This window comes from Bacillus sp. FSL W8-0920 (genome assembly GCF_038593215.1).
In the GTDB taxonomy this organism is placed as follows: Bacteria; Bacillota; Bacilli; order Bacillales; family Bacillaceae; genus Bacillus; species Bacillus pumilus.
Window position 1 is genome coordinate 217,872 of record NZ_CP151974.1, and the last position, 17,686, is coordinate 235,557.

A 17,686-nucleotide genomic window follows, 5' to 3' on the forward strand; every position below is an offset into this window, starting at 1 on the left:
TATCGGATGGAAGAGACGTTTATGATGAGGCTTTTGTCATTATTTTGGAAAAATAGTTCATCAAGTAACGAAAAAAAATCCGCACAATGGCGGATTTTTCTTAGCTGTTACAGAGACACATTAATTTTCGCAGATTTCTTTAGTTTTTCAATTTCTTTTTGTACTTCTTTCTGTTTTTCTTGAGATTCTAGCTGTTTTTTAATTTGTGATTTAACCTCTTTGTACTCTGGTGCTTTTTGCTTTTGTTTTTTCATTTCATCTGCGTATTGATCATAGTACGCTTTAACATCCTTTTCAGAGACGGAGGCTGATTTGATTTCTTTGTCGACATACTGGCTGTATTTGATGCTGTCGGCAATGTCACTTTTCAGCTGATCCATTGTGAGTCCGCTTTTCTTAAGGGCTTCTTCAAATTGAGCGTTGTCTTTGAATTGTTTCTTTTCTTCTTTTAGCTGTTTATCTACCTGCTTGTCAGAGGCTTTGATGCCTTTCTTCTCAGCATCTTGCAGGATAAGCTCTTGACCTACGAGCGCATCAATGGTTTGTTTCTTAACTGCTTTTGCGCCTTCTTTAGATGTTGGGTCTTGCCCAGATTGCTGAAGCTGTCCTTGAATGGTTGATAGAGCGCTATTATATTCATTACCTGTGATTTTGTCTTGGTTGACGGTCGCAACGACCTTTTGATCATCGATTTTTTGTGCGTCTAATTTCTTTTGCATCTCTTCCATTTGCTTTTGCTGTTCTTTTTGGTCAGCCTGTGTTGTTTCCTTGTTTTTAGCTGAGTCGTTTTGCTTATCTTGTTTGGCATCGTTTGACGAGCAGGCTGCAAGCCCAACAGATAACAAACAAGCGATGAGTGTGTATGATACCTTTTTCATCATTTTCTCTCCCTTCGGTATGAGAACATCTAGTGCGCATTCTAACCGTTTTTTAGGAAAAATAAAACCGTACAGACAATTTGTTAGCGGATTGACATGTTTTTTATCTGTTTGTCCTCATTTTGTCTTCTCATAGTCATCTTATGACAGACTCAATCGTGGAATAATTGTTCCATCGCTTCGTCGATATTGGTGATTGGCTGGCGGCAGCTGTAGTTTTCACAAATATACACGGTGGTTTTGCCATCGATCGTTTTGTAATCTTTTGTAAAGGGCGCAAGTTTTGCTAATTCCTCCCCTGTTTCGGCAGTCAATATGATATCAAAGGGCATGAATCGTTTTTGAAGCGCCTGTAAAAGCTGTTCTTTTTGGGGGTCGCCGTTTTTCCCGAGAATGATGATTTCTCTTTTCGTTGCATATTGACCGAGGAGCCCTTGCAGAAACGCTGTGTGCCCGCTTGGATAGGAAGAGACATCGACATAAAAGGCTTTGAACATTTGCTCTAATGTGTCCAGCCAGTCCTGACGTCCGGTCAGTCTGCTTAGCATGAGAAGCTGCTTGAGTGCGGTGCTGTTGCCAGAAGGCATGGCGCCGTCGTATACTTCTTTTTCTCGAACGATGAGCGCTTCCGCATCTGATCCTGAGAAGAAAAAGCCCCCTTTTTCCTTATCCCAAAACAGCTCAAACATGTTCTCGGCAATGGCTGTCGCTTTTTTCAGCCATTCTAATTCAAAGGTCGCTTCGTATAAAGACATATACGCTTTTAGCATATGCGCATAATCCTCGATAAAGCCGAGATGCTTTACGTCTCCTTCTCTATAGCGGACCATGAGCCGCTCATGTTGGACGAGGTGTGTTTCTAGAAAAGACATCGCCTGTTTCGCCATACGGATCGCTTCCTCTGCACCAAATACCCTTCCTGCTTTGGCGAGCGCAGAGGCCATCAGTGCATTCCATGATGTGAGCACCTTGTCATCGACAAGCGGTGCAGGTCGCTGCTGTCTGACAGATTGTAAAATGTGCCGGGCTTCTTGCAGCTTAGACTGTAGCGTATGGTCATCAATCGAAAAAGAGGCTTTAATGTCATCAAAAGAGGTTGAAATGGTATGAGGGATGTTCGCCCCTTCAAAGTTCCCCTCTTCTGTGATGTGATAGACAGCGCAGAATAATGCGCCGAGATCCTCGCCTAAATGAGTCATGATCTCATCTTTTGACCAAACGTAATATTGTCCTTCTTTCCCCTCAGAATCTGCATCTATCGCTGAATAAAAGGAGCCGCCCGGATTCATCATATCTCGCTTGATAAAGTGGATCAGGCGGTGGACAAGCTTTTTATATTCAGGTTGTTGAGTGAGCTGATACGCTTCTGTGTAGGCTTCCATCAGCAAGGCGTTATCATACAGCATTTTTTCAAAATGAGGCACAAGCCATTTTTCGTCTGTTGAATAACGAGAAAAGCCTGAACCGACATGGTCGTATATACCGCCATTTGCCATTCCATCTAACGTTTTCATGACTGCATATAGCGCATTTTCCTGCCCGGTCCATTCGTAATAGCGCATCAAGAATGAAAGCATATGAGGTGCAGGGAATTTTGGCGCGGAGCCGAATCCGCCGTGCAGCGTATCAAAGCTGCTCATGAGCTGATAATAGGCTTTGTGGATCGCCTCTTGAGTGAGCGTACTTTCTGTCTGCCCTGCTGCTTTGATCCGCAGATTATTTGTCGCCTTCTCGGCCAATGATTCGATATGATCGCGATCGTTGTGATATGCGTCCAGCAATTGTGTCAGTGCCTCGATGAAGCCAGGACGCCCGTAAGCACTTCTCTTTGGAAAATACGTCCCCGCATAAAAAGGCTTTTGATCAGGCGTGACAAATACGTTGAGCGGCCAGCCGCCTTGCCCCGTCATCATCTGACAAACAGACATATACATCGAGTCGATATCTGGACGCTCCTCACGATCGACTTTAATCGAAATGAAATGCTCATTTAAGATGTCAGCGACTTGCTGATCTTCGAAGCTTTCGTGTGCCATGACATGGCACCAGTGACAAGTGGCGTAACCGATGCTGACAAGCACTGGTTTATTTTCACGCTTGGCTTTGTTGAAGGCTTCTTGCCCCCACGGGTACCAGTGAACTGGGTTGTGGGCGTGCTGAAGGAGGTATGGCGATTTTTCAGTGATGAGTGGGTTGGGTGTTTGGTTGTTTGGCATGGGTCACCTGCTTTTTCATCATTAGTTTAATTTCATCTTAAATTTCTTAAGGAGTAGAGACTAAGTCATTATTTAAGTGTATCATTTTGTTAAAATATAGGTTATTTATATATTTGGAAACTGAATAAACATCCTACAATTTTAAAATTCGAAGGAGTTCTAATGTCTAAAAAAATAATGAGACGGTTATCACTTCTATGCTTTGTAATAGGTGTTCTACTATGGAGCCCAAATTTGATATTTGGATATGGAAGTGGATTATGGTTATTGAATTATCTATTAGGTCCAGTTGGTATTATATTAAGTATTTATAGTAGAAATTATCTTTATACGTTTTTAAACTTACTCACCACATTTAGCTTCTTTATCTTCATGTTTCTTGGGTATCACTGATTTAAAACGTGACGTCAATTCACCTATCTAATACTAAATAATAAGAATGGAGAGATAAAATGGACTATGTTTATCAGAAAAAGGAAAAGAAAAACGGTAATTGTGTCATATCCGTTCGAGATAGATGGGAGAATTCAATTATTGAATTTGAAAAAAAGCAACATCACATTGATATAGTGGTTAATTACCGTAATGATAAAACAACGAAGTATTCAATACCAATAGAGATTTTTGAAAAAGTTTACGATGATCTGCAAAGAGGTAATTGAGGGGATTTTGGTTCCTTCAACTACCTGTTACAATTATATTCGCTTTTCTATTAATAACTTCAAATGATCTTTGCTTAACCAAGGTTACGCTTCTACAATCTCTAATAACACAGCATTTTGATGTAACTTGTCAATTCTCCTCTACTTCTTCACCAGTACATATTGTAGGTTTTCTAATTCAAACATATCAATCAGTTCATCGATCCCTTTAAAATTGATGTGTTTTCCAAACCGTTTTTTGCTTAGGTCAATTTCTACATCCAATTGATCATCCTTTTCTTTCGTTTCGAGCTCATTTAGACAAGAATAGATTTCGATGGTTTCTCCTGTTGACAGCTCTTTTTTAATGAATTGAAAAAGTGCACGAAGAGAATGAATGATGTCCAATTCATAAACAAAAGGATGCGTGAATTTGTTTCTTACCGCTTCATAGACAGGATCTAGATAATCAATGTGAATGCCTTCGAAATCCTCTTCTGTTTCAAATACTTCTATCAAAGGATCTTCTTTTTGATAGGTTTTGTGCTTTTTTTGTATTTTATCAAACAATTCGATATTGAGTTCAGAGAGTGGTTTATAGGTAGGATTTTGACCAATGGTACCAAGCGGCAGTTCTTTGCCTGATCCAATATAATGCTGTAAAGTCATGGGTTGCCCTCTTTTCTTCAATGATTTCTTATTCGTTGATTAATTACTTTTTATCAATAAATGGTGGAATGTGCAATTCTTTTCACATTCGTTTTCTATAAAAGAAAAGGATAAGTCGTTTGACTAAATACCTCTTAGGGTATACTATCTGTCATAGAAAGAATAGAAAGGAGTGATTAAATTGGAATATAATCAGCAGATGAAGAATCGTCTTCGCCGGATTGAAGGGCAGATTAAAGGGGTTCTTGCGATGATGGAGCAGGGCAAGGATTGCCGCGAGGTGGTCACGCAGCTGTCTGCATCACGTAATGCCATTGATCGGGCAATGGGTGTGATTGTGAGTACAAACCTTGAGCAATGTGTTCGTGAAAGTCTTGAACAAGGCAAAGATACGGAAGGTCTTGTGAAAGAGGCAGTTGAGCTATTGGTGAAAAGCCGGTAAGAAATTCCTCAGCCTTTGGAGGTTGACGGATTTTTTTACTTGATGTAATATACCCTTACCGGTATATGTATATATTTTTTATTTTTATATACCCCCATAGGTAATTGTTGAAGGAGGAGCAGAATGGAAGAACAGAAAAAACGCACGACGATTGTGTTATTCAGTGGAGATTATGATAAAGCGATGGCAGCTTACATTATTGCCAATGGTGCAGCAGCTTATGATCATGAGGTGACCATTTTCCATACGTTTTGGGGACTGAATGCCTTGCGTAAGGATGAGATGGTACCGATGAAAAAAGGATTTTTAGAAAAAATGTTCGGCAAGATGATGCCGCGCGGGGCTGATCGCATGGGGATTTCCAAGATGAATTTTGCGGGAATGGGACCGAAAATGATTAAGCATGTGATCAAAAAGCACAATGCCATGACCTTGCCGCAGCTCATTGAGATGGCGAAGGAGCAGGATATTAACCTCGTGGCATGTACAATGACGATGGATCTTTTAGGATTACAGGAGAAAGAATTATTAGATGACATTCAATATGCTGGTGTAGCGGCATATTTAGCAGAGGCTGAAATTGGACGTGTGAATTTATTTATCTAGTGAGGTGAAGCAGGATGGTGCAGACGATTTTACTCATCATCGTAATTGGATTACTCGTGAGCCGCTTTCTGCCGGTTCGAGGTGTGAAGCAAATGGATGCAGCTCATATGAAAAAGAAGCTGAAAAGCAGAGGTCAACAGCTCATTGATGTGCGCTCTCCTAGTGAATTTCAAACAAATCATATCAAAGGCTTTCAAAACATTCCATTGCCTCATTTGAAGGATCGAGCTTCTCAGCTTGAGAAAAATGAAGAGGTCTATGTGATATGTCAAAGCGGGATGAGAAGTATGCAGGCAGCGAAAATATTGAAGAAGCAAGGATTTACTCAGATTACAAACATCAAGGGTGGCATGAATGCTTGGTATTAAATGCGCAACAAAATATACCCCCACCCCTATATGAAGGAGGACATGACATGCAGCAACCAACTGTCATTTTAGATGCAAAAGGACTGGCATGCCCGATGCCGATTGTGAAAACAAAAAAACAAATGAATGAGCTCTTACCAGGAGACGTACTTGAAGTGCAGGCTACTGATAAAGGATCATCAGCGGATCTAGCGGCATGGTCAAAAAGTGCCGGTCACGAATTTTTAGGAACAAAAGTAGAAGGCCAGGTGCTTCATCATTTGATTCGTAAGGGCGGAGAACAAGAGAAAGAAGGGAAGTCCATGATTTCGGAAATGTCTTTGGAGACTTTTCAACAGAAAGTAAAAGAAGATCCATCTTTGTTTATTTTAGATGTGCGAGAGCTGGATGAATACGAGGCGGGGCATATTCCAGGAGCTGTTCATATTCCTCTTGGTGAGGTTGAACAACGTGCGGAGGAATTGAGCCGGGAGACGGACATTTACCTGATCTGTCATTCAGGCAGAAGAAGTGAATTAGCTGCGCAAAAGTTAAAAGAACAAGGATTTCATCAATTGATGAATATCGTGCCAGGCATGAATAGCTGGACAGGAGCGATTGAAAAATAGGAGCTGAATGAAACATGACGGTAACAGCGATGAACGCAGAGCAGTTAACAAAAAAGATCGTGAGCAAGGAACCGCTCTTTTTGCTAGATGTGCGAAATCAAGCGGATGTTCAGGATTGGAAGATCGAAGGGGAAGCAATCGTTCATATGAATGTGCCTTATTTTGATCTCCTTGAAGGAGTAGAGGGCATTTTGCATGACATTCCTCATGATCGTGAAGTGTTGGTGGTTTGTGCCAAGGAAGGCTCCTCTATTATGATCGCGGAGATGCTGTCAGAGGCGGGCAGAACGGTCCATTATTTAGAAGGCGGTATGAAGGCGTGGAGTGAGCATCTAGAGCCAGTGAAGATCGGTGATTTAAGCGGCGGTGGAGAGCTGTATCAATTTGTGCGAATGGGCAAGGGATGTTTGTCTTATATGATCATGTCGAATGGAGAAGCCGCAATTGTAGATGCAGCTAGAATGACGGATGTCTATACCCGTTTTGCTAAAAAACATCATGTCTCTATAACCCAAGTGTTGGATACTCATCTTCATGCAGATCATATTTCTGGCGGGAAGAAACTGGCTGAACAGACTGGTGCTAGCTACTGGCTGCCGCCAAAAGATGCAGAAGAAGTGATCTTTGAGTATCACCGACTTGAAGAAGGGCAGCGCATAACGATTGGAGCGGCTACCATTGACATTCATCCCCTTTACTCACCGGGGCATACGATTGGGTCAACATCCTTTATCGTGGATCATCAATATCTTCTTTCAGGTGATATTTTGTTCGTTGATTCGATTGGAAGACCTGACCTCGCTGGAATGGCGGAGGACTGGGTAGGTGATTTGAGAGAAACACTTTATGACCGATATGGAGCACTTTCGAAAGAATTGATTGTGCTACCAGCGCATTTTATGATCATGGATGAAGTCAATGAAGACGGAAGCGTTTGGAAGGAGCTAGGCGTTCTATTTGAAGAAAATCATGGACTGAATATTGAAGATGATGACGTATTTAGACAAATGGTCACGAAGAATCTGCCTGCACAGCCAAACGCCTATCAAGACATTCGTCAAACCAATATGGGGAAGCTGAGTCCAGATGATGAAGCGCAGCGTGAAATGGAAATTGGTCCAAACCGTTGTGCGATTCGGTAATGTCCAATAAAATAAGAAGAGAGGAACAATCAAATGACATCAGATCAAATATTAGACGTCACAGGGCTTGCATGCCCAATGCCGATTATTCGGACGAAGAAAAAAATGAATGACTTGACGGAGGGTCAAGTGTTAGAAATACATGCAACAGATAAAGGGGCTAAAGCTGACTTAGCAGCATGGGCGAAGTCAAGCGGACATGAATTGATCACGCAGACGGAAGAAGGACATGTGCTGAAGTTCTGGGTGAGAAAAGGGTCCTAAAGGATGTAGGGGTATCTGCTGAAGATCCCCTTTTCCTTTTGCAAAGGAGGAGACCAGCGTGGATTTTGCATTTTTGATTACACTTTTTATCATCGGATGTATTGGTTCCTTCTTATCAGGAATGGTGGGGATCGGGGGATCTGTGATCAACTATCCTATGCTGCTATATATCCCGCCACTGGTCGGTGTGATGGCACTATCGGCACACGAGGTATCAGGGATTGGCGCCATCCAAGTGCTTTTTTCGACGCTAGGTGGGGTATTGGCCTATCGTAAAAGCGGATTTTTACATCGGACTTTGATTTTATATATGGGGAGCAGTATATTGGCGGGCAGCTTATTAGGCAGTTATGTCTCTCACTTTATGCCAGAGAATGGGATGAATCTCGTCTATGGATTGCTTGCAATTGTGGCTGTGGTCCTCATGCTGATTCCAAAAAAGGGACAGCGTGCAGATGCAGAGGGAGAAGTCACTTTTCATAAAGGACTTGCGGCAGGTATAGCCTTTGTGATTGGCAGTGTTTCCGGGGTGCTAGGCGCGGGTGGAGCATTTATATTGGTACCGGTGATGCTGTCTATTTTAAAAATTCCTGTCCGGATGACGATTGCGTCCTCACTTGCGATTACGTTTCTATCTGCGATAGGCGCATCGACTGGAAAGATATTGACGGGTCAAGTCATGCTTCTTCCTGCGGTTGTGCTGATGCTGGCAAGTTTAATAGCCGCTCCGATTGGTGCTAAGGTCGGTCAGAAAATCAATGCCGTCTACTTGCAATGGGTACTTGCTGTGATGATTACAGCGACAGCGGTCAAAATTTGGCTGGATTTATTATAAAGAAATGACCAGCAAACGTGTTGGTCTTTTTTATTTGACATCATCGTGCTCGATATATGTTTCAAGGGCTGGGTGAAACTCTTTTTGATAATGAAGGTTGGGGCATGTTTTCACGACTTTGCCTTGCAGGGCATTGGACTTAGAGACTTCTAATGCTGTTTTACATTTAGGGCAGCGTTCGGCAAACAGTGAGGGCCAGCGCTTCATATATCACCACTCCAGTTAAAGTCTTAAAAACCTATTATATTAATATGAATTATAGGGGATCGTGCTGGTTAGGTCAATGGGTGTTTGGGTCTTTTTAACAAAAAAGAAGCACCGTGAAGGATGCTCAGTATGATGTGAAATTGAAGTTTCCGGCTGATAAGTATCCAGAAACAGCACGACACATAAAAAAATGCTATAAAGAAGGGAGCTTCAGATGTCTGCACGATTGATAGAGAAGGTGCCGATGAAAATAGAGAAGAATCACTGAAAAACATACCAACAAAAAGAGGATATGACCGAGACGAGTTCCCTATGGCAATGTGTGAAGAAGGCGGCGCAGGAGCCGATATAGAATACATATCTCCAGCAGATAATCGAGGTGCGGGATCTTGGGTATCTCATCAACTAAGTGAATACGAAGATGGAACGGCCGTATTGTTTGTTGTTGATTAGGGTTATGAAACTTTGAATCAAGCCAAAGCGTATGTAGAATATGACTTTGCAACAATAGGTAACACAAAAAAAAAGAAATGAGGTGAATCATTTGTTTGTAGAGGTAGTAATCAATCTGTAAGAAATAGGATTACTCATTCTAGGGGTATCCGCTTTAATGTTAATTAAAGCAAATGAGGAACGAAAAAGAAGCAGGGAGAGCTAGCCTGCTTTTTTATTTTGAATATTTTCTATTGCTCATTTGCTTTTAAAAGTTCTATGATGATGTCGTTATGTTTCTCAATGTTTTGTAATCTCTTTTCGATCGTGGAACTTGAAATACAGATCACAATGAGAATCTCAATGCCCACAAATAACAAATCCCTCCTAAAGCCAATTGGGCAATCATTTAATGTCGACTAACATTTGCAACATAGTAACATTAATTGAAATTTATAACTACTTGCGTAATTCTTGTTTGTTTCGCGTGTGAATTTCTATTATCCTTAGTGTAAAAGCGCAGAGGGAGTGTGTGTACATGACCAATGAAAAAAATACAATTACAGCGTTCCATTGTTGGAGAAGGAACGGTGAATTGAAGGTTAAACCAAGGCCTTTCAAGTGGCATATTCCCAAAAGACTAAGAGGACAGATACAACAAGGTGACATTGTCTTGGTTGAATCTCAAGACAAAAAGAAACCTGTCCTAGTAATTGACGTTTCAAGGGAAGAGCTAGAGGAAACGGGGCGCTATTACAAGCGAGTCATCAAGATGCTGGATCGAGTAGATAAAAGGGATGAACAGCCTGCAACATCAGTGCGAGTATAATAGAAATAAACCCCATTCTCATTTTAAGAATGGGGTTTATTTCTTAAAAGGCTGGTAATAATTAAAGCAATAATTGAAAAATTCAATCTTCATTTAACAAATGGTCTAACATAGCTGTACGGTTTTCTAAAAAATATTTGGTAATTTGATAATGCTCAGTCATTTCATAGCGTATTTCCTCTATTTTCTTTCCATCAAAATTTAAAATGGTTGCTTCCGGATATCCTAACAAAATTGGAGAGTGGGTAGCTATTATAAATTGAGAGTTACTCTTTGTAGAAAGGTCATGAATAATCTTCAATAATCCTAACTGCCTTGCTGGAGAAAGTGGAGATTCTGGTTCATCAAGTAAATAAAGAGCACTTTTTCCGTTAAAACGATTATTAAACAAAGATAAAAAGGATTCTCCATGAGACTGCTTATGCAGTGGTGTACCTCCGTAAGGAGCATAAACATCTTCACCGCTTTCTTGATTTAAAGTATCTAAATATGCAGCGAAGTTATAGAAAGATTCAGCTCTTAAAAAGAAACCGTTTGTTAATTTAGGTTGCCAAGATAAACGCAAATAGGAACCTAGTGTAGTCTCATCTATATTATTAGTATACAAATTATTTCTGCCACCACCATTTATATTAAAACCACAACTATCTGCAATAGACTCTAGTAAAGTTGACTTTCCTGATCCGTTTTCACCAACAAAAAATGTTACATTGTTTGTGATTTTGATTTCATCTAAATTTTTTATTACCGGAACACAAAAAGGATATTCATTATAGGACGCCACTTTATCTTTAAGAAAAGTTATTTTTTGTAAAGTTATAATTATTCACCTCTTACTTTTCAAATTATGTAATCGTCAATGAAATCACAGTGATTAATGGATATATGTTTAATTTCTCATACATTTCGGTATCAAGACAAGAAAAAGCGTCCTTTATGTTCAAAGGGAGACTATTACGAGTAGTCTCTTTTTTAATGTAAAAATTCACTCAAATTTAACATGTCAATTGATCAGATATTAAAATATCCTTAAAATTCTAGTAATGTTTACATGATCCATATTAACCATTATTATGGTAAATGTGGACCACGCTAAAAAAGGAATTGGAGGTAATAATATGAAAAAACGAAACGTTATTGTCACATCCTTGTTGTCAGCATCTGTATTATTCACTGGGTTTGGATTGGAGGGAAATGCGCAAGCGAAAGAGGTATACCCTTCTATGAACAATGAAAGAGCCAAGCAAGAAATAGAAGAAATGAAAGCAGAGGGAATGACCTCTGAACAGATTAATGAGCTTTATGAGATGAGCAAAAAGGAGTATGACTCTGTATCTACGGAAGCAAAAGCAGAAGCTATATTCGAAGAGTCGCAGAAAGATATCGATCAATACATCAAAGATGGAGTGATCGACGAGTATCTACCTAAGTACAATGAAGAGAAAGATAAGATGAACGTCAATGCAAAAAAGTCCAAGGCATTAGGAACTAAAGGAGATGTGTTGGTTAGCTACGACTTGGACTCAGGTAGTTCGGCGATTGGCTTTGGACATGCGGCTGTTGTGTCGAGAACTAAGACAAATACCGTAGAATCTTGGCACAAAGCTTGGAGTCCTATTAAACAGCATGGAGTTAGATTCTATAATAATACTTGGGGAAATAGAAAAAAGGTATATGGGCTGTGGGTGAAGAAGTCTAATAATACCAAATATGTAAATGCAGCTAAGTATGCAGAAAAACAAGCTAATCAAAAGAAGCCATACAATTTGAACTGGCTTGACAAGAAAACTACAAAAAAATTCTATTGCTCTCAATTAGCTTGGAGAGCTTGGAAAAATCAAGGTCACGATATTGACCATTATAAAAACGATTTAGTCGTGTCCCCAATGGAATTAGTAAACTCTAACAACACGAAGATTTTTTATCATAAAAAAAAGTAAGTTGAAAGCAGTCGGGGAATTCCCTCGATTGCTTTGCTTGTTTAAGATTAAAAGGAGATGATTGAATGAAATACTTTAAGTTTTTTTTATCAGCTTGTGCCATAGCATTAATATGTACAGCATGTTCAAAGAAAGAAGAGGCTGTGGGAGACTCTTCTAAGGGAGAGCTGAGCAATATGAAAGATAGTAAATTTGCTGTAATTCATTCAAAGACGATGGATAGGGGATGCGAGATAGTAAACTATAACGATACAGGGAGTAAGCTATCAAGCGTGTCATTAAAAGACTGCGTGGGATTCACTTCGTCTACTCAGAGTGATAATAATATGTACTTCTCATCTAATAGGTCTAATTATCATGTATCGATAGATAAGAATAATGGAAAGGTAAAACATATACAAACAAAATCACTTTCAAAATCTACAGAAGACGAGGGTGCATTCTTTATTAACTACTCTAATGGGTATGTTCTACACGACATTAACGTTGGCTTTACAGAGGATGGCTTAGTAGGAGAATTAGTATACTGGAATGAAGATGACAACAATAAGAAGCAGGTTGAACTTGAAGGGTCGTTGACCTCGGCAGTATTTGAAGATGGGAGAATTTATGCCATTATTAATAATAATAATGATAGCGTTATAGCCTCCTCGATAGACCCCAAAAATCATAAAGAAAAACGAAAAGAGATAGACATGGACTCAGTTTTCTTCCCTGACAACAATGATTCTTTGAAGTCATTGAGCGATAAGGAATTGTTGGTTGCTGTAAACGATAATGTTGATAGTAAGAAAAATTCTATGTTGGTTGTACTCGACAAGAAAACTCTCGATACGAAAAGAAAGATTGTCATGGATGATAGATTCACTATCTACAAGACAAATATAGACAATGATAGAGTCACGATAGTCTCCTATGAAGGAGAAGTCAAGACTTTCAACAGAGAGCTCAAAGAGATATCTTCTGAAAAAATTCCACTTAATTTTAAATCAGATGACGAACGTTTAGAAGAGGTCAAGATTTTAGACGGCAAGATTTATGCATTGGTAAGAATGTTTGATAGAGATAAGGATGGAGTTATTGGCAGAATTATTGAATATAATATTGAAAGCAAAGACTCTAAGGAGATATCCCTAAAATCTGATAGAGACTGGGAAATGACCAGCATGGAAGTTATAAGATAACTGTAGAGGAGAGTGGAGTAAATTAACTTACATTATCTTCAACCCATGGGTCTTGTGTTATTCACATTGCCGTTGTTGTATTTAGTTTGGGGGATTATTGGGTATTTAATCTTTAAGAAGATTCATGTGGTGCTAATTATCACATTTATAACTTCAACCATCTTCATATTTGCCTATACTGGATTCGACCTGTCGAATATGTATTGGGTAGTGGCTATGACCTTTTTATGCATGTGTACCACTGTCATCACAAAAATCATTCGATATATGTATTATCGCTATAAAAGAGCATAATAACCAGTCAAAGCTTGTGTTCCCGAACATGAGCTTTATTTTTGTTTCATACCACTAAAATAACTCAAAATGCTTGTAATAATTAAAGCGATAACTGACGCAATCAGCAAAGAAACGCTGATCGCTCCTAACCCTAAACCTTCCCATCCTCCCACAAAAAAGCTTATGAGCAATAAGATGATACTTACCAGCATTAAAACTGATGGAAATCCATACTGGAAAGATGACTTCTTTTTTTTAAAGATTAAAGAAACACCTAGTATAATAACTGTAAGGATGGTTGTGAGTAGCCAGAAAGACATTTGTCTTGCCCCCTTGAAAGAAGAACCCTAATGAATAATTATATGTTTTTCAGTATCGTACCACTGATTTAAGTTGTTTACAAAAGCAGTTAGTTAAAAAAACGGTTCTATGACAATGGATGTCACAGAACCGTTTCTTTGATCTTATATTGTATTTCCAGCTTCTTTCCCTACACTCGATGTAATCACTTTGTCAGCCACTTCATGTGAGACAGCAGCAGAATGAAAAATTGGTAACGCTAATGCTACAGTTACAAGCATGATGGGAACAAAAATTCTACTCTTCAACATTTAACAATTCCCCTCCTTGAATTAACGACTTTGCTTCAAGTGCTCTTTCATAAAAAACGACAGCAATTTCCAACTGCCTACTTTTATTATAGTATTGCGCAGCTTCAAAAGCTAGTTGGTACACATCTTCGTAAAGATTTTTGCTTTGTATATTGTCAAGACAACGTTTTAACTCTGTGATCGCATTTGGTGTCTTAGATTGAAAATAAAGGCAATATAAAAATTTCATTTCTTCTTCATAAATTTTGTCATTCAGTTGTTGGGCTGCCGAGACTCCTTTCTCATATGTTTCGGCTGCTGGAACAACCTGTCCTAATTTCAAGAGGGTGTATAGCTTGTTAAAATAGGCTTTTGGAACATGTGATGTTTCATTCTTTTCAAAAAGTTCACAAGAAGTATCAAAGTGGGACAGGGCATCTGTATATTTTTCTAAGTGGAAATAACACTTGCCTAAGTTAAAGATCGTAGAGGATATAAGGTATTCGTTTTTCGTCTGCTGTGCAAAAGAATGGGATTTTTCAAAGTAAGTAAGTGCATCAGCGTATTGTAGTTTAGACAGATAATTTCCAGCGATGACTGAATAACACCAGGCTATTTTTTCTTGCATTAATGGTTGCTCTGTAAATAGACTCAATGCTTTATGTGCATACATGACAGAAATTTGATACTGATCTATGTGGTAGTACACTTCTGATAATTTGTAGTAAAATTCAGCCTTTTCAGTAGGGTCTTCAATATCCAGGAGAACTTTTTCAGCAGATTTATAAGAACTGATCGCCTCGTCAAATTGCTTTTTCCTAAATTCGTGCATTCCTTTAAAAAACCAAAAATAAAAATCTAACATCTTTTCAATTTGATCTTTGTCTTCATGAAGTGATTGATCAATCTTATGTTTCTGCTCATTGATCTGAACCATATATTCATCTAATTCTCGGCTAGATAACTTAGGTTTGAGGTAACTTAGCATTAAGTCATGTCGAAAATCCAGCAGACTAAAATATAATAATACGGTTTGATTTTCTTCCATACTGTCAAAGAGTCGTTGAACATCTGCTTTTAAAAATTCTGCATCAGTTATTTGATCTTTTTTGATGGTTGAATACCATTCATTCAGTTTGATCGCCACTTCGTCATAAGTGATAGAAGCACCCATATATATTCCCCCTTCAAATTCCTATAAAACCATTTATATACAATATTTTAACATGTCTAACTATTCTAAAATCGAACATATGCGCTCTATATGTAAATTTTCGGTATACCGCAAAATCAAGCCTACTTTAAGAGGAAAATGAGTGATTCAACATCTAATTCTTTCATATAGTTCTGAGTATCTTGTTCGATCGTTTTTCTTGTATATTTATGTTTATTTGCATTCGCTTTAAGATGGGTTGAATCAGTAAAAAGGACGCGCCCTCCAATCATATCGTGATTGATGGCTTGAAGCACAATCTCGTCAAAAATATCTTGAAAAATCGTTGTATCTTTAAATCGAGTACGACGATTCCAACTAATGGTCGAGTGATGTGGAACGGGGTCATTGATGTTTAAACCTAAAAACCATCTATACGCCATGTTATAGTAAATTTCTTTTTCAAGTTGTCTTTCAGAACGGATACCGTACAGGTATCCGATAAACATCATTTTGAACAAAATAAGTGGATCAAGAGAAGGACGACCTTTATTCTCGCTATAATACGGTTTTACTTTATCTACGATAAATGAAAAATCAATGTACTGATCAATTTTACGAAGCAGGTGATCCTCTTCGACCAGTTGATCTAGCAATACAAATTCGGCTTCGTGCTGAGAAGAATTTCTAGTGTGGAACATGAGAAAAAACACCTTCCTTTAGTATGCTTTTCTCTATTATAAAACGGGGGAATGGAAACTTTAAGGGAAAAAATAAAGCTGTCGAGATTTTCTCGACAGCCTGAGCATCGTGAGGGATGCTTCTCTTTCGTTTCTATTCTCAATAAGCTTTTGCCCAGAAAACCATATCAGATGCTGGCTTTCCGCAGCAGACACATGTATCAGAGACAGATTCCTGTTCAAATGGGATACAGCGTGAGGTCGCCCCTGTTCTTTCTTTAATGTCGTTCTCACAGGCTTCGTCACCGCACCACATGGCTTTAATCAATCGGTTTTCTTCTGAAAGAATGTGCTCAATGTCTTCGATGGTGTGAGCTTTTGATGTTTTTTCATGTAATCGTTCTTTCGCTTTTTCGTACATCGTCCGTTGAATATCTTCAAGCGTGGATGTGATGGTTTGTTCAAGTGCATCTAATGTGACAGCTTGCTTTTCACCAGTGTCTCGTCTTGCGAGCATCACCTGTCCTTTTTCGATGTCCTTTGGTCCCACTTCGACACGTAGAGGAATGCCCTGCATTTCACATTCGTTGAATTTCCAGCCTGGCTGTTTATCGCTTGCATCAATGTCAGCACGTGCGATGCGGGTGAGTCGTTCTTTCAACTCGTAGGCATGATCGAGTACACCTTCTTTATGAGAGGCGATTGGCACGATCCGCACTTGGGTTGGCGCAATGTTTGGCGGAAGGACGAGTCCTCTGTCATCGCCGTGCACCATGATCATGGCACCGATGATTCTTGTGGTGAAGCCCCAAGAGGTTTGCTGGACATGCTCTAGCTTTCCTTCGCGGTTTAAGAATTCAATGCCAAATGCTTTGGCAAATCCGTTTCCGAAGAAGTGAGAAGTGGCCGTTTGCAGCGCTTTTCCATCATGCATCAGGCTTTCAACTGTATAGGTGAAGCGGGCACCAGCGAATTTTTCCTTCTCTGTTTTTCTCCCTTTAATGACAGGAATGGCAAGGAGCTCTTCGCAAAGAGAAGCGTAAATGTGAAGCATTCTTTCTGTCTCCTCAATCGCTTCTTGCTCCGTCTCATGACATGTGTGTCCTTCCTGCCATAGGAATTCAAGCGTTCTAAGGAATGGACGTGTGGTCTTTTCCCAGCGGACGACATTCGCCCATTGGTTATAAAGCTTCGGTAAATCACGGTAGGAATGAATGATGTTTTTGTAATGCTCAGCGAACAGTACTTCAGAGGTCGGTCTGACGCAGAGCCTTTCCTGTAATTCGGATTCACCGCCATGTGTGACCCACGCCACTTCAGGAGCGAAGCCTTCGATATGGTCTTTTTCCTGCTGCAGCAGACTTTCTGGGATAAAGAGCGGCATATACACATTCTCATGCCCTGTTTCTTTGATTTGGCGGTCCAGTTCGTCCCGAATATTCTCCCAAATTTTAAAGCCGTATGGCTGAATGATCATACTGCCTCTGACGCTTGAATAATCGACGAGGCGTGCCTTTGTGACAACATCTGTATACCACTGGGCAAAGTCGTCTTCCATGCTTGTGATTTTTTCAACAAATTGTTTCTTTGACATTGCATATTCCTCCTTTTAAAAAACAAAAAAGCTGTGCTTTAAGTTAGGGACCATTCCTGGTGGTACCACCCTAATTTAAAGCACAGCTTTACACTCGATCATGATAACGGTATGAACCGCTGTATGAAACAG

The 17,686-nt window shown here is 39.5% G+C and carries 21 protein-coding genes and 3 pseudogenes; 13 read left to right on the forward strand and 11 right to left on the reverse strand.

Translation table 11 applies throughout. The annotated features are described in order from the left end of the window. Positions 1 to 107 precede the first annotated feature (107 nt). From NSS78_RS01250 to NSS78_RS01260, 3 genes and pseudogenes are all read right to left on the reverse strand, one after another. Entirely contained in the window at positions 108 to 878 is a 771-nt protein-coding gene (locus tag NSS78_RS01250; RefSeq protein WP_061406581.1) for a SurA N-terminal domain-containing protein, read from the reverse strand. A gap of 152 nt (positions 879 to 1,030) precedes the next feature. Then, positions 1,031 to 2,518, reverse strand: a complete 1,488-nt coding sequence (locus NSS78_RS01255; RefSeq protein ID WP_335350033.1) for a thioredoxin domain-containing protein — start codon at positions 2,516 to 2,518, stop codon at positions 1,031 to 1,033. 84 nt (positions 2,519 to 2,602) lie between these two features. Continuing rightward, positions 2,603 to 3,094, reverse strand: a pseudogene (locus NSS78_RS01260) (thioredoxin domain-containing protein); the annotation flags it as partial. A 452-nt stretch (positions 3,095 to 3,546) separates the two neighbouring features. On the opposite strand from NSS78_RS01260, the gene NSS78_RS01265 reads away from it, so the two are divergent. Further along, positions 3,547 to 3,756, forward strand: coding sequence for a hypothetical protein (locus NSS78_RS01265; protein ID WP_050943391.1), 210 nt, complete (start codon positions 3,547 to 3,549; stop codon positions 3,754 to 3,756). Positions 3,757 to 3,897: 141 nt separating this feature from the next. On the opposite strand, the gene NSS78_RS01270 is transcribed toward NSS78_RS01265, so the two are convergent. Then, positions 3,898 to 4,404, reverse strand: coding sequence for a hypothetical protein (locus tag NSS78_RS01270; RefSeq protein ID WP_212046268.1), 507 nt, complete (start codon positions 4,402 to 4,404; stop codon positions 3,898 to 3,900). 181 nt (positions 4,405 to 4,585) lie between these two features. Between NSS78_RS01270 and NSS78_RS01275 the strand changes: the two genes are divergently transcribed. The 7 genes from NSS78_RS01275 to NSS78_RS01305 all read left to right on the forward strand — a co-directional run bounded on the left by NSS78_RS01275 (position 4,586) and on the right by NSS78_RS01305 (position 8,669). Then, the gene (locus NSS78_RS01275; RefSeq protein ID WP_003217059.1) at positions 4,586 to 4,846 is read left to right on the forward strand and encodes a metal-sensitive transcriptional regulator; all 261 of its coding nucleotides are present in this window, start codon (positions 4,586 to 4,588) and stop codon (positions 4,844 to 4,846) included. A gap of 123 nt (positions 4,847 to 4,969) precedes the next feature. After that, a complete protein-coding gene (locus tag NSS78_RS01280; RefSeq protein WP_012008766.1) occupies positions 4,970 to 5,452 on the forward strand; it encodes a DsrE/DsrF/DrsH-like family protein in 483 nt (160 codons plus the stop codon). A gap of 14 nt (positions 5,453 to 5,466) precedes the next feature. Beyond that, entirely contained in the window at positions 5,467 to 5,820 is a 354-nt protein-coding gene (locus tag NSS78_RS01285; RefSeq protein ID WP_212046267.1) for a rhodanese-like domain-containing protein, read from the forward strand. Between the two features lie 47 nt (positions 5,821 to 5,867). Then, positions 5,868 to 6,428: a sulfurtransferase TusA family protein gene (locus NSS78_RS01290; protein ID WP_137055166.1), complete on the forward strand. Its 561-nt coding sequence runs from the start codon at positions 5,868 to 5,870 to the stop codon at positions 6,426 to 6,428. 14 nt (positions 6,429 to 6,442) lie between these two features. Then, positions 6,443 to 7,570: an MBL fold metallo-hydrolase gene (locus NSS78_RS01295; protein ID WP_212046266.1), complete on the forward strand. Its 1,128-nt coding sequence runs from the start codon at positions 6,443 to 6,445 to the stop codon at positions 7,568 to 7,570. 33 nt (positions 7,571 to 7,603) lie between these two features. Continuing rightward, on the forward strand, positions 7,604 to 7,834 hold the full coding sequence (locus NSS78_RS01300; RefSeq protein ID WP_044139185.1) for a sulfurtransferase TusA family protein: 231 nt from the start codon (positions 7,604 to 7,606) through the stop codon (positions 7,832 to 7,834). Between the two features lie 58 nt (positions 7,835 to 7,892). Further along, positions 7,893 to 8,669 carry a sulfite exporter TauE/SafE family protein gene (locus tag NSS78_RS01305; RefSeq protein WP_137055170.1) on the forward strand — a complete coding sequence of 259 codons (777 nt, stop codon included), beginning with the start codon at positions 7,893 to 7,895 and terminating at the stop codon, positions 8,667 to 8,669. Positions 8,670 to 8,699: 30 nt separating this feature from the next. Here the strand turns inward: NSS78_RS01305 and NSS78_RS01310 are convergent, their stop codons facing one another. Next, positions 8,700 to 8,876 carry a hypothetical protein gene (locus NSS78_RS01310; protein ID WP_003216908.1) on the reverse strand — a complete coding sequence of 59 codons (177 nt, stop codon included), beginning with the start codon at positions 8,874 to 8,876 and terminating at the stop codon, positions 8,700 to 8,702. A 113-nt stretch (positions 8,877 to 8,989) separates the two neighbouring features. Between NSS78_RS01310 and NSS78_RS01315 the strand changes: the two are divergent. Beyond that, positions 8,990 to 9,329, forward strand: a pseudogene (locus tag NSS78_RS01315) (NucA/NucB deoxyribonuclease domain-containing protein); the annotation flags it as partial. Positions 9,330 to 9,846: 517 nt separating this feature from the next. Then, positions 9,847 to 10,137: a DUF5839 family protein gene (locus tag NSS78_RS01320; RefSeq protein ID WP_034620732.1), complete on the forward strand. Its 291-nt coding sequence runs from the start codon at positions 9,847 to 9,849 to the stop codon at positions 10,135 to 10,137. Positions 10,138 to 10,219: 82 nt separating this feature from the next. On the opposite strand, the gene NSS78_RS01325 is transcribed toward NSS78_RS01320, so the two are convergent. Continuing rightward, positions 10,220 to 10,957: an AAA family ATPase gene (locus tag NSS78_RS01325; protein ID WP_136945101.1), complete on the reverse strand. Its 738-nt coding sequence runs from the start codon at positions 10,955 to 10,957 to the stop codon at positions 10,220 to 10,222. A gap of 298 nt (positions 10,958 to 11,255) precedes the next feature. Between NSS78_RS01325 and NSS78_RS01330 the strand changes: the two genes are divergently transcribed. From NSS78_RS01330 to NSS78_RS01340, 3 genes are all read left to right on the forward strand, one after another. Then, complete coding sequence (locus tag NSS78_RS01330) at positions 11,256 to 12,077, forward strand: septation ring formation regulator EzrA (protein ID WP_212046265.1); 822 nt, start codon at positions 11,256 to 11,258, stop codon at positions 12,075 to 12,077. 65 nt (positions 12,078 to 12,142) lie between these two features. Further along, positions 12,143 to 13,261 (forward strand): hypothetical protein, encoded by a 1,119-nt coding sequence (locus tag NSS78_RS01335; RefSeq protein WP_212046264.1) that lies wholly within the window; start codon positions 12,143 to 12,145, stop codon positions 13,259 to 13,261. A gap of 45 nt (positions 13,262 to 13,306) precedes the next feature. Continuing rightward, a complete protein-coding gene (locus NSS78_RS01340; RefSeq protein WP_232532130.1) occupies positions 13,307 to 13,555 on the forward strand; it encodes a DUF2651 family protein in 249 nt (82 codons plus the stop codon). A 35-nt stretch (positions 13,556 to 13,590) separates the two neighbouring features. Here NSS78_RS01340 and NSS78_RS01345 read toward each other — a convergent pair whose 3' ends face one another. From NSS78_RS01345 to proS, 5 genes and pseudogenes are all read right to left on the reverse strand, one after another. Next, positions 13,591 to 13,857: a YesK family protein gene (locus NSS78_RS01345; RefSeq protein ID WP_144523908.1), complete on the reverse strand. Its 267-nt coding sequence runs from the start codon at positions 13,855 to 13,857 to the stop codon at positions 13,591 to 13,593. Between the two features lie 144 nt (positions 13,858 to 14,001). Further along, positions 14,002 to 14,148, reverse strand: coding sequence for a hypothetical protein (locus NSS78_RS01350; protein WP_170965961.1), 147 nt, complete (start codon positions 14,146 to 14,148; stop codon positions 14,002 to 14,004). Continuing rightward, positions 14,135 to 15,301: a Rap family tetratricopeptide repeat protein gene (locus NSS78_RS01355; protein ID WP_212046263.1), complete on the reverse strand. Its 1,167-nt coding sequence runs from the start codon at positions 15,299 to 15,301 to the stop codon at positions 14,135 to 14,137. The genes NSS78_RS01350 and NSS78_RS01355 overlap by 14 nt, the downstream gene beginning before the upstream one ends. A gap of 152 nt (positions 15,302 to 15,453) precedes the next feature. Further along, positions 15,454 to 15,981 (reverse strand): annotated as a pseudogene (locus NSS78_RS01360) (transposase); the annotation flags it as partial. A gap of 139 nt (positions 15,982 to 16,120) precedes the next feature. Continuing rightward, on the reverse strand, positions 16,121 to 17,554 hold the full coding sequence (gene proS, locus NSS78_RS01365; RefSeq protein ID WP_137055172.1) for a proline--tRNA ligase: 1,434 nt from the start codon (positions 17,552 to 17,554) through the stop codon (positions 16,121 to 16,123). Positions 17,555 to 17,686 lie beyond the last annotated feature (132 nt).

Bases quoted from the DNA above. Each gene is read 5' to 3' on its own strand.
- NSS78_RS01340 (WP_232532130.1), top strand. From the start codon at position 13,307: ATGGGTCTTGTGTTATTCACATTGCCGTTGTTGTATTTAGTTTGGGGG.
- NSS78_RS01280 (WP_012008766.1), top strand. From the start codon at position 4,970: ATGGAAGAACAGAAAAAACGCACGACGATTGTGTTATTCAGTGGAGAT.
- NSS78_RS01350 (WP_170965961.1), bottom strand. From the start codon at position 14,148: ATGTTGAAGAGTAGAATTTTTGTTCCCATCATGCTTGTAACTGTAGCA.
- NSS78_RS01265 (WP_050943391.1), top strand. From the start codon at position 3,547: ATGGACTATGTTTATCAGAAAAAGGAAAAGAAAAACGGTAATTGTGTC.
- NSS78_RS01345 (WP_144523908.1), bottom strand. From the start codon at position 13,857: ATGTCTTTCTGGCTACTCACAACCATCCTTACAGTTATTATACTAGGT.
- NSS78_RS01335 (WP_212046264.1), top strand. From the start codon at position 12,143: ATGAAATACTTTAAGTTTTTTTTATCAGCTTGTGCCATAGCATTAATA.
- NSS78_RS01295 (WP_212046266.1), top strand. From the start codon at position 6,443: ATGACGGTAACAGCGATGAACGCAGAGCAGTTAACAAAAAAGATCGTG.
- NSS78_RS01255 (WP_335350033.1), bottom strand. From the start codon at position 2,518: ATGAGCAGCTTTGATACGCTGCACGGCGGATTCGGCTCCGCGCCAAAA.
- NSS78_RS01320 (WP_034620732.1), top strand. From the start codon at position 9,847: ATGACCAATGAAAAAAATACAATTACAGCGTTCCATTGTTGGAGAAGG.
- NSS78_RS01310 (WP_003216908.1), bottom strand. From the start codon at position 8,876: ATGAAGCGCTGGCCCTCACTGTTTGCCGAACGCTGCCCTAAATGTAAA.
- NSS78_RS01285 (WP_212046267.1), top strand. From the start codon at position 5,467: ATGGTGCAGACGATTTTACTCATCATCGTAATTGGATTACTCGTGAGC.
- NSS78_RS01250 (WP_061406581.1), bottom strand. From the start codon at position 878: ATGAAAAAGGTATCATACACACTCATCGCTTGTTTGTTATCTGTTGGG.
- NSS78_RS01290 (WP_137055166.1), top strand. From the start codon at position 5,868: ATGCAGCAACCAACTGTCATTTTAGATGCAAAAGGACTGGCATGCCCG.
- NSS78_RS01270 (WP_212046268.1), bottom strand. From the start codon at position 4,404: ATGACTTTACAGCATTATATTGGATCAGGCAAAGAACTGCCGCTTGGT.
- NSS78_RS01355 (WP_212046263.1), bottom strand. From the start codon at position 15,301: ATGGGTGCTTCTATCACTTATGACGAAGTGGCGATCAAACTGAATGAA.
- proS (WP_137055172.1), bottom strand. From the start codon at position 17,554: ATGTCAAAGAAACAATTTGTTGAAAAAATCACAAGCATGGAAGACGAC.
- NSS78_RS01300 (WP_044139185.1), top strand. From the start codon at position 7,604: ATGACATCAGATCAAATATTAGACGTCACAGGGCTTGCATGCCCAATG.
- NSS78_RS01330 (WP_212046265.1), top strand. From the start codon at position 11,256: ATGAAAAAACGAAACGTTATTGTCACATCCTTGTTGTCAGCATCTGTA.